Raw genomic sequence first — 14,428 nt, forward strand, 5'->3', positions numbered from 1 at the left:
GTCAGGTAAAATAAAAACTGTTAATTTATAAAAATTGTATTTTTGCCAACGGTTTTGCTTCTTTTAAAATACGCTCCCTAATTAAATGACTAATTCCATCTTCGGTAACAATATCTACTTTACACCCCAATAAATCTTGTAAATCCATTAATAATCCTCCCGGAAACCAAGATGTAACCTTGTGTGGGTCATAGTCAATCAAAAAATCTATGTCACTATTTTCTTTCTCTTTACCCGTTGCCACTGAGCCGAAAACACGCACATTAAAAGCCCCATGCTTTGCGGCGATTGCTATTATTTCTGCTCGTTTCTCTTTTAATAAAGATGTCAAGGACATTTGATGGTTGATAAAACTCTTTGATGACTTTAGTTACACATCTGCTTGGGATACATTTTGAGCAAAATACAGGCAAGATGCCTGTTTCACGGAGGGGAGGGGGGAAATTCTGATCTTTATTTTAACTCATGACTACTATTGATTAACCATGATACCATGGGGACAAACTTGGGTTAACCAACAATCTAGGTTGGGATCATTTATACTTTCTTTTACTTCTTCCATGATTGTTTCGGCTTCCTCTTTTTTGTCGCACAATGCAAATACTGTGGGTCCTGAACCAGACATCATCGCTCCTAATACGTTTTTGCTTTTAAATGCCTCTATAAGTTCATTTACGGCACTATATTCCGGTAAAACGACTTTTTCAAGGTCATTGTACAGTAAAGCTCCAATTTGCTTGTAATCATTTTTACTGATAGCTTTGACTAAGTTACCGCTATGGATTTCGTGGGTGCGTTGTTTTACTTCTTGGGGATTGGAGATGTATTCATGGTTAAATAGTTCTCGATAAGTATTGTATGCCCATCCTGTGGAAACGCTGATATTACTATATTTTGCGAGGATTACCCACAAATTTTTTAAATCGGGTAATGGCTCAATTTGTTCTCCTCTACCAGTAGCGATCGCAGTTCCTCCTGAAATACAAAAGGGTACATCAGAACCTAATAAAGCCCCTAAATCTTTTAATTCTGGTTGAGTTAAGCCTAAATTCCACATAAGGTTAAGCCCGACTAAGACAGCCGCAGCATTACTTGAGCCTCCTGCTAATCCTGCCGCAACGGGGATATTTTTCTCGATGGTGATGTCTATTCCGCCATAGTTACGACTGAGGGTAGGGTATTTTTCTTGTACTAAACGCACTGCTTTATAAGCTAAATTAGTATCATCTAAAGGCACTTGAGGATTTTGACAAAAGAGGCGAATTTCGTCGGTGCCATTGGCTCTTAAGTGAATTATATCTCCTAAATTAACGCTTTGCATGATCATCACTAATTCATGATAACCGTCAGTGCGATCGCCTATAATTTCCAAATGGAGATTAATTTTAGCAGGGGCAAAAAGAGAATAGGATTGCATACAGTTTTAATCAAAAATAGAGGGTAAGAATAAGTTAATTTGTCCATTTAGTTTAATGGTGAGAGTTGTTCATAAGCAACATTGTCTTAAAAACCTAAGTCTGAAAGGGCGGATTTAGCTTCTTTAAACACTTCTTCATCACTCTTATTTTGCCAATCATTATCCCCTATTTCTTCGTAAAAAGTACCATCATAGGGACGGGTACGCACAACTACAGGCATAGGCACAGCGTGACCTAATACTAAGGCTTGTTGTTTTGAATCTAATTTGGCTAATACTGATCTTAAACCACTCGCACCAGATACTCCTGTAAAAATAGCATCAATATCTTTCTCATCGTTAAGTAAGCAAGTTATTCTTGTGCCTACCTGTGACATTACTTCGTTGTCAATCCCTGATGGGCGTTGATCCACAATTAGTAAGGTGACAAAATACTTACGCATTTCACGGGCGATCGTACCGAAGATGGTTTGATGAACTATTTTGGAATCGAGAAAACGGTGAGCTTCTTCTATGGTAATCACTAATTGACGAGGGCGATCGAGAACATTTTTTGACTGGAGGAATTTTTCGGCTTTTTTCACATATTCGGTATGGATACGACGGGTAATCATATTGGTAACTAGCATATAAGAAAGCATACTTCCTTGAGAGCCAAACTCTATCACTACATTTTTACCGCCATCCAATAAAGAGAGAATTTCTTTGATATAGTTATGGGGACAAGCCGACTTCATATATTTTAAATCTTCAAGACGTTTTAATTTTCGTTGTAATGCCATGATTGAGCCTTGATGCCCTTGTTTTTCGTTGCAAAAGATGGAAATATCTTCATTTGTCATGTTTATTAGCTGATAAATCCAATCTTTGCCAAATTCTGATGCTAAAATGTTAGCGTTGTCGAGACTAGCTTCTGACAAACCTAACTCTCTGGCAATAAGTCGTAAATCTTCAATCTCAATTTGACTATAACTTAAATACAATTCATGGGCATTGGTGACACCGCGCCGACGGGTTGATTCTGCATCGAGGGTATAGATTTCTACACGGTTAGGGAAAAGTTGTTTTAAACCTTTGACGGTAACGGCTTGTTTCGCTTCGCTGACGGCTTCCCAACCATATTCTGAGTGCATATCAAACATCAAGTTAACGGCGGCTTCTTTACGAATAACCCCAGAAATCAATAAACGAGTGAGAAATGATTTACCTGTGCCAGATTTTCCGAAAATACCGTTACTTCTTTCCACAAAACGAGATAAATCCATACAGACAGGTACATCCATATCTAAAGGTTGTCCGATGGAAAAGTTACATTTGTAGGGGTCATTTTCCCACCCAAAGACGCAACGGAAGTCTCTTTCCGTGGATTCATATACTTGACTGAAGTGACTAGGGATGGTTTTGACGGGTAATAGTTGCAGATTGGTTTCTATGCCTTCTAATTGAGGAATATTGTCATAGTTAACTAACTCTTTTTCTGTGTCAGTGAGGGTTAACATTAACATGGGGGCAATTTCAATCGTGCCGTAGGTGTCGCTACCTGCTAAAATATCCATCCAAAAGCTATCATTATGATCAGGCGGATGGGTAAAGATTCGGGGGTTAGATGTGCCTAAAGAGACATCGGTTAATAAACAAAAAAAGCGCGATCGAGTCCCTTGTACTACTAAAAACTTACCTACACGCATATCTTCCACAGAAACATCGGGATGGAGTCTCACTTCTAATCCTTCACTTAATGAACCTTGAATGACTGATCCTAATGCTTGTGGTTGATTATTGGTCATGTTTACATCAATCTTAAGATTAAAATAATACCATTGTACAAGTTATTTAGTATTATGTGACTACTCCCATCGCTTCACTTCGTGTAAGCGTGGGCTTCTCAATATTGCTACTGAGAATTTGCTATCCTCTCTTGGTGGACTTTCCCTTGCGTCTTGCGCCGACGCAGGCTTCCATCGCTACGCCACTTATCTAGGCACATAGCCCCCGACAGCCCGACTTGATAGCCAATTTCTTTCCCCCAAAGTCCTTGGGTACTATATTTTTCTATACCTCTATTGCAAATTTCCTGTGCTGAGGCTATATCTCTATCACATTTATAATTGCATTCAGAGCAAGAATGCCAACGCTCAGACAATTCTTTCCTTACTTCTGTACGACAATTAGGACAAGTTTGAGATGTACCACGATGATCTACTTCATCAACAAAAACCCCTCGTCTTTTGCCTACATACTTTAGTATCGAACGAAATTGCCCAAAACTAGCGTCTAAGGTATGTTTGCTTAACATACCCTTTGCCATAATGCGGAAATCACAGTCTTCTAAGAAGATAGAATCTGCCATATCGCATAACTTGTGACATAGCTTGAATTGATAATCTTTCCGTTTGAATGCAATATGGTTATGGAGAGCTTCTATTTGCTTCCTTAGTTTTTCGTAATTCTTCGACCTTTTCTGTTTCTTTGAAAGCCTATGTTGAAGCACTTTCAGCCGTCTGTATAGCTCTTTCAAGAATTTTGGACGAGGTTCGACAAAACCATCAGAAGTTGACATGTAACTCAATAATCCTACATCGACACCTATACAATGACCATGAGGCACTTGATCGGGTATCGATATATCTGATTGTAAGACGATTACTGCATACCATCCTTTTGCCTTTTTGATCACTCGTACCTGTTTTACGACAAATCCTTCGGGAATAGGACGATGTAAGTTTATGACAACATCCCCTAATTTTGGTAGCTTTATTTGCCACCCCGTGATGGGATTTGTTTTGAACTGTGGAAACAGCAAAGATTTCATTTGCCCGTATTTCTTGAACCGTGGAAAACCGTAGCCACGCTTTTGAAAGAAATCCCATCCATCGTGTAAACGTCTAATGGTTGTTTGTAATACTTGGGAAGGTACTTCTTTTAGTCGTGGAAATATTTTTTTCGCTTTGGGCAAATTATTCTGCTGTTGGTGATATGAAGGAAAAGGATAGTTTGCAGGCATGATATATTCCGACTCCAAACTACATCTATCCACAGGAGTTTTGCGAGACTTTATCCAATCTTTCAACTCTTGCAGAGCATAATTGTATGTACAACGACAAGTCTCTAACCAATTTCCCAATTGAGCAGACTGTTTGCCATCAGGATATATTCTATAGGTGTAGTTTAGAGTTAACACTGCCTTTTATATACCTCATTTTATCTACCATAATAAAAAAAAGTGGTAACTGCAAGTGTGAGCAAAAAAAAGAGTAGAGTGTGGACTCCCTACGGTCGATTTTATTTACTGGTCGAAATTCATGAGGGGCAGTGAGCGGAACTATTTCCGCTCTTTAAAAGCCCCGTCCCATCGCTTGTTTGATTATTTTTTTTGCGATGGAAAACTAAGCGTGGGATTTCTTTCGACATTGACATTAAGTTAAAGTAATATTGTTCAGGAAAAAACCTAATCTATGGCGTTACCAGTATAATTAACCCTAGCTGTGAATTTTTTTATTCTCAAAATGGATGGTATTTTTGAACCCGATATTGCAGAAACAGCAGAAATACTGAAATTCGATCGCATTTTAGTTCTGAAGTTTAAATATAATCACGTATCTCTAAAAAATATAACAGAAATTCTGGGTTCAACCAAAGTAGAGATTTTATATCAATATAATTCCTCTGGGCATAATGGTAAAGAAAAAAGTGAGTTAATCTATGATTTATTAGATTCCCCTCTAACTACTTACGCTTGGAAAAAAGCACCTGAAATTATCAAAATAAGTAGTAAAAAACAGTTAGAAAAACTAGGGATTTTAGAAGATATTGAAAAAGTTTTTTTCCTAGATTTAACTAAATCTTTAGTGATAGTTCCTTTGTTCAAAAAAAGAATCAGTAATAATATTAATAAGCCCCTAATTTTAGGTTTATATATTATTCAAAATAATAAAGAAAAACGCTGGAGTAATGCTGAAATAGAATTAGCAAAATGGATGGCAAAAAAAATTACTAATTCCATTGTTAATGAACAGGCTTTTTTAAAAGTTCAGTCCCTTGTAAATGAAAGGACTTCTCAGTTACAAGTAAGTTTGGAAGTTCAAGCAAAATTAGGTCAAAAATTACGCAATTACGTGGATGAGCTAAGGAGAGTTAATAAGATAAAAGATGAATTTATTGCTAGTTTAAGTGATGCCTTAAAAACCCCCTTAGCTAACATGAAAATGGGGATAAAAATGCTGAAATTGCTTAATAAAAATGAACAAAGTATCCGTTATTTAGATATATTAGCTGATGAATGTGAAAAGGAAATTAATTTAGTTAATAATTTATTAGCACTACAAACATTAGAAAGCAATAACATTGATGTTGAGTCACAAAAAATTTATCTACAACCATTATTAGGAGAATTGTACAATTTTTTCTCTCAAGAATTGCATTATAAGCAAATTAATTTAGTAATCGATAGCTCTTTAGATTATCTTTATACTGATTTAAATAGTCTGAATTTGATTCTTCGAGAATTAATTAATAATGCCTGTAAATTTTCTCACGAAGATACAGATATTATCTTACGAATTTATGAGCAAAATTCTGATAATATTATCGAGGTGACAAACTGCGGATTTCCCATTTCCATAGCGGAAGAGAGTCTAATTTTTCAGCCTTTTTATCAGGGTAGCCGTGTGGAGAATGTCACCAATAGCGGCACAGGATTAGGACTAGCTTTGGTACAATCTTTAGTACAGAATTTAAACGGAATTATTACTGTGGAAAGTAATCCTTCTAGTCAAACTGATCGTTTTTTAAATACTTTTGTTATTACTTTTCCAAATTTTGGGAAGGTAGGGAAAGAATGAGATTTATTAATTATAATTTATCATGGGATCGAAACCGATATTCTTTATTTGCTCGTCAGTGGGATATTACAATTACTATTTTACAATTTTCTTGGTTATTATTATTAGATTTTATCAGCAAAAATAATAGGGATTTACAAAAGAAAAAAAGAGCAAGATGGTTAGTCAAAAAATTAATTAAGTTAGGCCCTACTTTTATTAAAATCGGTCAGGCTCTGTCCACTCGTCCTGATTTAATTCCTTTAGAATATGTAGAAGAATTTAGTCAATTACAAGATCGTGTTCCTCCATTTTTATCAGAAGATGCGATCGCACTTATTGAGTTAGAATTAGGGGATAATATTGAGAATATTTTTGCAGAATTTGAACGTGTACCCATTGCGGCGGCAAGTTTAGGGCAAGTTCACAGAGCCAAACTAAAAACGGGAGAAAAAGTAGTTGTTAAAGTTCAAAGAAGGGGATTAGAGCAATTATTTCAATTAGATTTTAAAGTTTTAAAAATTTTAATTGGTATCGGAAATCGTTTTATTCCTAGTTTTAGAAAATATGATTTAAACCTTATTTATCAAGAATTTTTTGAGATTTTATTTGCAGAAATAAATTATTTACAAGAGGGAGAAAATGCTGATAGATTTCGGTTTAATTTTCAAAAAGAACCTAAAATAATTGTCCCCAAAGTTTACTGGGAATACACCACAAAAAAAATATTAACTCTTGAATATTTACCCGGTATTAAAATTAACGATAAAGAGGCTTTATTAAAAAAAGAAATACCAATAAAACCCCTAATTGAGCTAGGAATTTGTACATACTTAAAACAACTATTAGAAGACGGTTTTTTTCAATCAGATCCTCACCCCGGTAATATGGCTGTAAATGACGAAGGTGCAATTATTTTTTATGATTTTGGGGCAATGGCAGAGGTGAAAGGATTAGCAAAAGAGCAGATGGTACAAACATTCTTTGCCATGTTACAAAAAGACACTGATCAGGTCTTAAATACTTTGATTTATATGGGTTTAATCGAACCTGTGGGAGATATGACAGCCGTAAAGCGTTTAATCAGTTTTTCCCTGACAAGATTTTTGGACAAACCCATCGATGTCAACGCTTTTAAAGAAATCAGTGCGGAAATCTATGTTATGTTTGAACAACAGCCCTTCCGCCTACCTCCCCAATTAACTTTCATTATCAAGGCTTTAACCACCTTAGATGGTATCGCCCGTACTTTAGACTCAAATTATAGTTTACTAGCGGCGAGTCAACCTTTCGTCAGGAATCTTACTCGTTCTAGTAATCCGACTAATATTTTATTATTGATTGCTAGAGAGGGAAAAAATATTATTCAAAAACAGTTGTTAAAGCCCAGTCGCCTAGAAACCGCTTTTTCACAATTTCAACAACGCTTAGAACAAGGAGAGTTACAACTGCGTTCTCGTTCTTTGGAAGCAGAAAGAATCAACAAAAGTATTTACCTTGCTATCAAAGCTCTAATTTATGCCTGTTTGAGTGGTTTTTCTCTGTTGGGGGGCATTTTACTCGTATCAACTTTGTATCATATTTGGGCTTTTATTTTGTTTGGATTAACAGGGTTATTCAGTTTGTTTTTGGTGCGATCGCTCTTTCGCTTAATAGTAGCAGAAAAGCTATTAAAATAATTACAAGCAATTAGCAATTAGTAATTAAACCTGTAACCTACAACCTGACACCTCTTTCCTAACCCCGAACCCTTATCCGATATTATTAAACAAGAACTGAGGTTATATAAACAAACTACCACTACGGGGCAGTAAATTAAAAACAATATTTTCTTTTCCGTCTATTTGTTCATAAATAAAAGTACTATCTCCAAAGATTTTTTCGTTAATTTTAATGGGGAAATTACAAAGATTTAATGTTATATTTCGAGGTTGAGTATCTATGTTAATAATAACAATAATCGTTTCTTCAGAATATTTACGACTAAAAATGTAAATGTGTTCATCTGCATATAAAGGTTGATAATTACCCCTTCTTAAAGCAATATATTTATGTCTTAATTGAATCAAATTTTTGTGATATTTCAGTAAATTTTGATTCCATGATTGTGGTGGTGGAAAAACACGACGTGAATCAGGATCTAAGCCTCCTAATAATCCCACTTCATCTCCATAATAGATGCTCGGTGCGCCGGGGAAAGTAAATAACAGTAGAGTGGCGATTTCAACGGTTTTAATGTCTCCTCCAGCGATGGTTAGTAATCTAGCTGTGTCGTGACTAGCAAGAAGATTGAGTTGGGTTAGGGTAATTTCCCAATCATAAAGATTAAGCAAATGGTGAATTCTTTGGGCGTATTTACGAGGATTTAAGGGAGGATAGGGATAATAGGGCGGAATATCGACGTGTTGACGTAAAATGCGATCGCCTCCAGCAAAAGCCAAAGTAGCTTCTGTAAATTGATAATTCATTACTCCGTCAAATTGAGTACCATCTAGCCATTTTTCAGCAGGTTTCCAGATTTCCCCGACAATATAGGCTTCTGGATTAATGTTTTTTACTCTTTCTCTAAATTCTTGCCAAAAACCCTCGACTTTAACTTGGTCTGGTACATCTAAACGCCAACCATCTATTCCTTGATGTAACCAATATTCTGCCACCTGCATAATATATTCCCTAACTTGAGGATTATTATGATTAAATTGGGGTAAAGCACGATTGCCCACCCAACTGGCATAATTAGCAGGTAAAGAGCCATCATAGGCAGAAACAGGCCATTTCTCCACCTTAAACCAATCTAACCAAGCAGAAAAAGGACCATTTTCCAGAATATCGTTAAAAAAGAAAAATCCCCTCCCCACATGGTTGAAAACCCCATCAAGCACAACTTTTATCTCACGTTGATGTGCCTGTTTTAAAAACTCTTGAAAAGCGTAGTTTCCTCCTAGTAAGGGATCAACTTGATAATAATCATGGGTATGATAACGATGATTACAGGTGGATTGAAAAATAGGAGTAAAGTAAATAGCATTAATACCTAAATCTTTGATGTAGTCTAACTTATCAATAATTCCCCAAAAATTTCCCCCTTTGTATCCTTGAGGAGTTGGCTGACTGTGCCATGATTCAAGATTATTTGCCTTAATATGATTGTTATAGTGTGGTTGAGGCGGTTTACCCATGGAGAAGCGATCGGGAAATATTTGATAAAAAACTGCATCCTTAACCCATTCTGGTGTTTTGATAACCATTACAATGATTTTTTTGTTGTGCAACTTCTAGTTAACCATACAATGAATTACCTGAATTTTGTCAAGTTTGATATGTTTCTTAATCTTAAATATTGAAAATGCTTTGAATTTATAAAATTTTATGGTATAATATTTAATCAGGACAGGGAGAAGGGAAAAGGATAACAATGGGCTTAAGCCCATTGCCTTTTTAAGATAAAATATTCCTATGTCAAGTCTATATAGCTTAAAGGTTTCCTATACGTACACTGAAGGCAAAAGGCTTACCAAACGCAAACTTGGGAATAAAACTCAGTGCATTGAGGTAGTTGACTTAAAATACTATTTTCGTTGCAGGAGAAAAGGAAAAGTTAAAAGGGCAAGGGGTAAACCCCCCTTTATCTCCCCTCTCGAGGGGAGAGGGCAAAGATGAATAGTTGATAATTAAGAATTAAAAATTAAGAATTAAAAATTAAAAACTCCGTTCATGACTGAAAGGAGTGTACGAGCGCAGGGAACTCTCCTAACCCTCAACTCAGGTATTGCTTATTACTACTGATTAAAACTGATTAACTAACCTGAGTTTTGGATAAGCTGAAAGCATTATTTTCTCGTAGTCAGAAAACCTTATAGCTTCTTCTTAGAAATAACGATAAAATTGCCTTAACCCTCTCCCCTCATCTCCTCATCTCCTCATCACCCTAACACCTGCAACCTGACACCTGACACCTAACCTTATTAGATATTCTTAAACAGAACTGAGGTTAACTAGCAGAAGTCAGTTCATAACGACGAGTTAATTTATCTAATTGTTGTACTAATAAACTGAGGAATAAGCCAACATCAGTGACAATACCAACAGATTCAATTGAACCTCGATCGCTCAATTTGGTTACAACCGCAGGATTTATATCCACACACACCATTTTTACTCCAGAAGGGGTCATATTACCAACACCGATAGAATGTAACATGGTGGATAACATTAAAATCATGTCTGTGCCTTTGAGAAGACGAGCGTATTCTGCTTGAGCTTTAATCAAGTCCATATAAGTGTCAGGTAAAGGGCCATCATCACGGATTGAACCCGCTAAACAGAAGGGGATATTATTTTTCACGCACTCATACATAATTCCCTGATTGATAATGCCTTGCTCTACTGCTTGGGCGATGCTACCAGCGCGACGCACCATGTTAATGACTTTTAAATGATGACGATGGCCACCGCTTACAGGTACGCCTTTACGCATATCTACCCCTAAAGATGTTCCCATCAGAGATTGTTCCATGTCATGAACTGCGATCGCATTTCCTCCTAATAGACATTGAACATAACCTTCACGGATTAAACGGGCAAGATGACCTGAACCACCAGTATGGATAACCACAGGACCTGCCACAACGGCTACCTTTCCTCCTTGATCCCGTATATGGCGCATTTCCCAAGCGATTTGTTCTACTAATAATTCCACACGGCGTTCACTAGAAACACCACCGCTCATAAAACTAAATTCTTGGGTTTTATTTCTTTCTTCTCGGGATTGGGGCGATCGCACTGTGCGGATTCCTTCTACGCCAACAACTACTTTTTCTCCCACTTCTAAATCTCGTAATAACTTACAAGTAGCAGTTATTCCTTCATTTTCTTCAGAAACTACGATCGCTGCATCCATGCGTTGATTCGTTACTCGTTCCCAATAACCGTTAATACGTACTTCCGTAGGATAGATAGTAGTCACATAAAAATCATCAGGAGAAACCCCTGCTTTAACAACGGTTTCGAGATTAGCATCCACTTGTTTATCAGGAGTAGAAACAGCTCCTAAGTCAATTAATTGACTGATAATATCCTCCATCACATCATTAGAAGGTGCAGATACTCGGACTTCTGCATTAGATGGACTTTGTCTTTCTAAACCGAGGTTAAAATTAAGAACTTTGAAACTACCGCCCTCTTTAACAATAATATCTAAAGCCCGATTCATCAAACCAGAATCGAGAAGATGTCCTTCCATTTTCAAGACTTTACTAACCACGGAAACATTAGCATGAACATCCTCTAAAATTGGCTCAGTTACTCTTAGAGTAAGGCATTTTGCCGCTCCTCCTGCTTTTAAAAACTCTGTCAGAGGTGTTTGAATAACTTTAAAACCTTTTTCCGTAATTCTGCTATTTAAATCGTCACTAATTTTATTCATAATGACGACATCATTAATATTTACCGCATTACAGGCAAAATTAATCGCATCGGCTTCATCAATGGCAATACGTTTTTCTGCGGGTACACGCATCTCAATTAAACGATTAGAATAACTATCAAAGGCTTCGGGATAGTAAAGTAAATAACCGTCTTTCAAAGGACAGAAACAGGTATCAAGATGATAGAAGCGATTATCAATCAACCGCAAAGATAAAACCTCTGTATCCAACCACTTAGCAATGTAAGGGTGAGAATCTAATTCTGAGCGAAAACCGTAACCCGCCCATAACCAGCGCCCTTCTCTATCAAATAAAGCATCTCCTGCTCCTTCAAAGGGTAAATCCTTGGGTAATTCATAAACAGTGAAACCATTTTCTTCAAACCATTGTTTAAAAAAAGGCTCTTCTCCTTGTCTTTCAGGATGATAAAAGCGACTTAAGACAACGTTATCTCCCAAAACTAAACCCGCATTAGCGGTAAATACCATATCAGGGACACCTTTTTGAGGAGTTACTAAGTCCACAATGGCATATTCTTTAATAATGTGGTATAATTTTTGCCATTGCTCAACGGCACGGTCTTGACTAGATTTGTGTATGTTTCCTTCCATCCAAGGGTTGATCACATAGTCAACATCGTAGTGATCAGGGGGACACATCAAAATGCGGATACTGTCAGTCATAAATAATTATCTGATAACTTACTATAAGGCTTAAACTAAGATTCGGGGTTTTGTTAAAATAATTAGTTTGTGCCAACATCCAATTATATCTTTCCCTTGTGAGTATTTCTGCTCTTTGGTCGGCTATGTCTAGGAATCATGACATTTTGGGTAAAGGGTAAGGGGCAAAGGGCAAGGGGCAAGGGGCAAAGGAAAAATTAAGAATTAAGAATTAAGAATTAAGAATTAAAAACTCCGAATACTTATTACTTTCTTCTAAAACCTGTAACCTGAAACCCGAAACCTGACACCTTATCCCCTCATCCCCTCATCTCCTCACCCCCCCCATCCCTAACACCTACTCTTATCCGATATTCTTTAACCAAACTGAGGTTAATTAGTGACTACTTTTACTTGACTACCATCTTGTAAATAATTGACTCCCTGAAGTGCGATCGTATCTCCGACCTCTAATCCCGATAAGATTTCTACTCTATCGTTACCGATTATTTCCCCTAATGTCACAGGCTGAGATTTAACTGTATTATCCGTTTGTAGGGTGTAAACTAATCCTTTCCCATCAACTTGAGGTAAAACCGCCGCCATTGGCACTGTTAAACTAGGTTTAATAGAAGTAATAATTGTTGCTTGTACAAACATCCCCGGTTGTAAATTAGTATCAGGGGGCAAATCAACATTGACAATTCCTTGACGGGATTCAGAATCGATGATGGGATTTATATCTCTGACTTTTCCTTTTAGTTGAATATTGTCATTCGCTGAAGAGTAAATATTAACAACTTGTCCAGTTTTAATATCTTTTAGCTGGTTTTCTGGTACTTTTAACTGTAATTCTAGTCTTTTATCCTCAATGATCGTAAATAATTTTTGAGAATTAAAAGATGAGGTTACATCGCCTACTCTAGCATTTCTTTCCGCTATTTTGCCCCCTGTGGGAGCAGTAATAATTGTTTCTGCTAACCTTGCTTGAATTAATTTAACTCTGGCTTTTGCCTCCCTTAAATTTGCTTCAGCTTGAGTAATAACTTCTTCTCTTTCTCCTGCTTCTAACTCTTGCAATCTTTGTTTTGCTTCTGCTAATCTTGCCCGTGCCTGAATTAAATTAGATTCCTGACTCAACTTATTGTTAATAAACTCATCTAATCTATCCCTAGGAATTGCCCCTTCTGCTTCTAGTTGTTTATTTCTTTCTAATCTGGTTACGGCCAATTGTAAATCTGATTGTGCTTGATTAACTTCCGCTTGGGCAAAGGTTACATTTTCTTTCGCCCTTGCTAATTCTTCTTTTCTTGTTCCTGCTTTTAATTCTGCTAATCTTGCTTGAGATTGACTAACCCCTGCTTGGGCTTGAGCTAATTCTGCTTTGAGAATGGTGTCATCTAAACGAAGTAAAATATCTCCCTGAGCAACTATGTCTCCTTCATCTACTAAAACCTCTTTTATCTGTAAGTTACTGGCTGAAGACATTACAGGTATTAACTCAAAAGCGGAGACTGTGCCTGTGGTTTCTACCTTATTCGCTATCTGTGTAATCTGCGCTTTCACAGTAGTAATTGTTTGACTAGAACTGGTTGCAGGTATTTGTGTTTGAGGAGTAGAAACGTTATTAGCGGTTGTAGAGGTTTTTGTTTCAATTACTTTCATAATAATGAATGTTCCGATAACCCCAAGTAATAAACCTAAAATGAGATTGTTACCTTGTTTTTTTTCTTGAGTTTGTGGGGAAATTTCTCGGTTTGGAAAATCATTTTTTTTACTGTCATTGGATGTCACGAATAATTTTCCGTTCTTTGGTTGACTATCTTCCCATTTTTGAGTCATTTTTTGCCTCTAGTCGCTTCTGGTGGAAATAAGATTAACTTTTATTAAGATGCTTTTTTTATTCTAACCTGAGTTCTGAATAAATTTTCTTGGTCATGGGCAAAGTTAAAAGGGGCAAAGAGCAATGGAAAAATTAAGAATTAAGAATTAAAAACTCCGAACACTTATTATTTATTTATTACTTGTTTCCCCTCATCCCCTTATCCCCTCATCCCCCTATCCTCAACACCTGACACCTAACCTTGTCCGATATTCTTAATA

Annotated in this window: 9 protein-coding genes; 2 read left to right on the top strand and 7 right to left on the bottom strand. The window is 36.6% G+C overall.

The features are described from left to right. Positions 1 to 25: 25 nt before the first annotated feature. From CYAN10605_RS04245 to CYAN10605_RS04260, 4 genes are all read right to left on the bottom strand, one after another. On the bottom strand, positions 26 to 337 hold the full coding sequence (locus CYAN10605_RS04245; RefSeq protein ID WP_015218709.1) for a nucleotidyltransferase family protein: 312 nt from the start codon (positions 335 to 337) through the stop codon (positions 26 to 28). 135 nt (positions 338 to 472) lie between these two features. Beyond that, entirely contained in the window at positions 473 to 1,417 is a 945-nt protein-coding gene (gene ispE / locus CYAN10605_RS04250; RefSeq protein ID WP_015218710.1) for a 4-(cytidine 5'-diphospho)-2-C-methyl-D-erythritol kinase, read from the bottom strand. Between the two features lie 86 nt (positions 1,418 to 1,503). Continuing rightward, positions 1,504 to 3,204, bottom strand: a complete 1,701-nt coding sequence (locus tag CYAN10605_RS04255; RefSeq protein ID WP_015218711.1) for a helicase HerA domain-containing protein — start codon at positions 3,202 to 3,204, stop codon at positions 1,504 to 1,506. Between the two features lie 107 nt (positions 3,205 to 3,311). Then, a complete protein-coding gene (locus tag CYAN10605_RS04260) occupies positions 3,312 to 4,598 on the bottom strand; it encodes an RNA-guided endonuclease InsQ/TnpB family protein (protein WP_015218712.1) in 1,287 nt (428 codons plus the stop codon). A gap of 304 nt (positions 4,599 to 4,902) precedes the next feature. On the opposite strand from CYAN10605_RS04260, the gene CYAN10605_RS04265 reads away from it, so the two are divergent. Beyond that, on the top strand, positions 4,903 to 6,258 hold the full coding sequence (locus CYAN10605_RS04265) for a sensor histidine kinase (RefSeq protein ID WP_015218713.1): 1,356 nt from the start codon (positions 4,903 to 4,905) through the stop codon (positions 6,256 to 6,258). Next, the gene (locus tag CYAN10605_RS04270) at positions 6,255 to 7,916 is read left to right on the top strand and encodes an ABC1 kinase family protein (protein WP_015218714.1); all 1,662 of its coding nucleotides are present in this window, start codon (positions 6,255 to 6,257) and stop codon (positions 7,914 to 7,916) included. The genes CYAN10605_RS04265 and CYAN10605_RS04270 overlap by 4 nt, the downstream gene beginning before the upstream one ends. A 102-nt stretch (positions 7,917 to 8,018) precedes the next feature. On the opposite strand, the gene CYAN10605_RS04275 is transcribed toward CYAN10605_RS04270, so the two are convergent. The 3 genes from CYAN10605_RS04275 to CYAN10605_RS04285 all read right to left on the bottom strand — a co-directional run bounded on the left by CYAN10605_RS04275 (position 8,019) and on the right by CYAN10605_RS04285 (position 14,167). Further along, the gene (locus tag CYAN10605_RS04275; protein WP_015218715.1) at positions 8,019 to 9,485 is read right to left on the bottom strand and encodes a glycoside hydrolase family 13 protein; all 1,467 of its coding nucleotides are present in this window, start codon (positions 9,483 to 9,485) and stop codon (positions 8,019 to 8,021) included. A 743-nt stretch (positions 9,486 to 10,228) separates the two neighbouring features. After that, on the bottom strand, positions 10,229 to 12,346 hold the full coding sequence (gene argZ / locus CYAN10605_RS04280) for a bifunctional arginine dihydrolase/ornithine cyclodeaminase (protein WP_015218716.1): 2,118 nt from the start codon (positions 12,344 to 12,346) through the stop codon (positions 10,229 to 10,231). Positions 12,347 to 12,718: 372 nt separating this feature from the next. Continuing rightward, complete coding sequence (locus CYAN10605_RS04285; RefSeq protein WP_015218717.1) at positions 12,719 to 14,167, bottom strand: efflux RND transporter periplasmic adaptor subunit; 1,449 nt, start codon at positions 14,165 to 14,167, stop codon at positions 12,719 to 12,721. Between the last annotated feature and the right edge of the window lie 261 nt (positions 14,168 to 14,428).

The sequence above is a fragment of the Cyanobacterium aponinum PCC 10605 genome (assembly GCF_000317675.1).
Lineage (GTDB): Bacteria > Cyanobacteriota > Cyanobacteriia > Cyanobacteriales > Cyanobacteriaceae > PCC-10605.

What these genes read in the sequence shown, in the direction of transcription:
- ispE (WP_015218710.1), bottom strand. Translation starts at nt 1,417, where the DNA reads ATGCAATCCTATTCTCTTTTTGCCCCTGCTAAAATTAATCTCCATTTG.
- CYAN10605_RS04255 (WP_015218711.1), bottom strand. Translation starts at nt 3,204, where the DNA reads ATGACCAATAATCAACCACAAGCATTAGGATCAGTCATTCAAGGTTCA.
- CYAN10605_RS04275 (WP_015218715.1), bottom strand. Translation starts at nt 9,485, where the DNA reads ATGGTTATCAAAACACCAGAATGGGTTAAGGATGCAGTTTTTTATCAA.
- CYAN10605_RS04285 (WP_015218717.1), bottom strand. Translation starts at nt 14,167, where the DNA reads ATGACTCAAAAATGGGAAGATAGTCAACCAAAGAACGGAAAATTATTC.
- CYAN10605_RS04245 (WP_015218709.1), bottom strand. Translation starts at nt 337, where the DNA reads ATGTCCTTGACATCTTTATTAAAAGAGAAACGAGCAGAAATAATAGCA.
- CYAN10605_RS04270 (WP_015218714.1), top strand. Translation starts at nt 6,255, where the DNA reads ATGAGATTTATTAATTATAATTTATCATGGGATCGAAACCGATATTCT.
- argZ (WP_015218716.1), bottom strand. Translation starts at nt 12,346, where the DNA reads ATGACTGACAGTATCCGCATTTTGATGTGTCCCCCTGATCACTACGAT.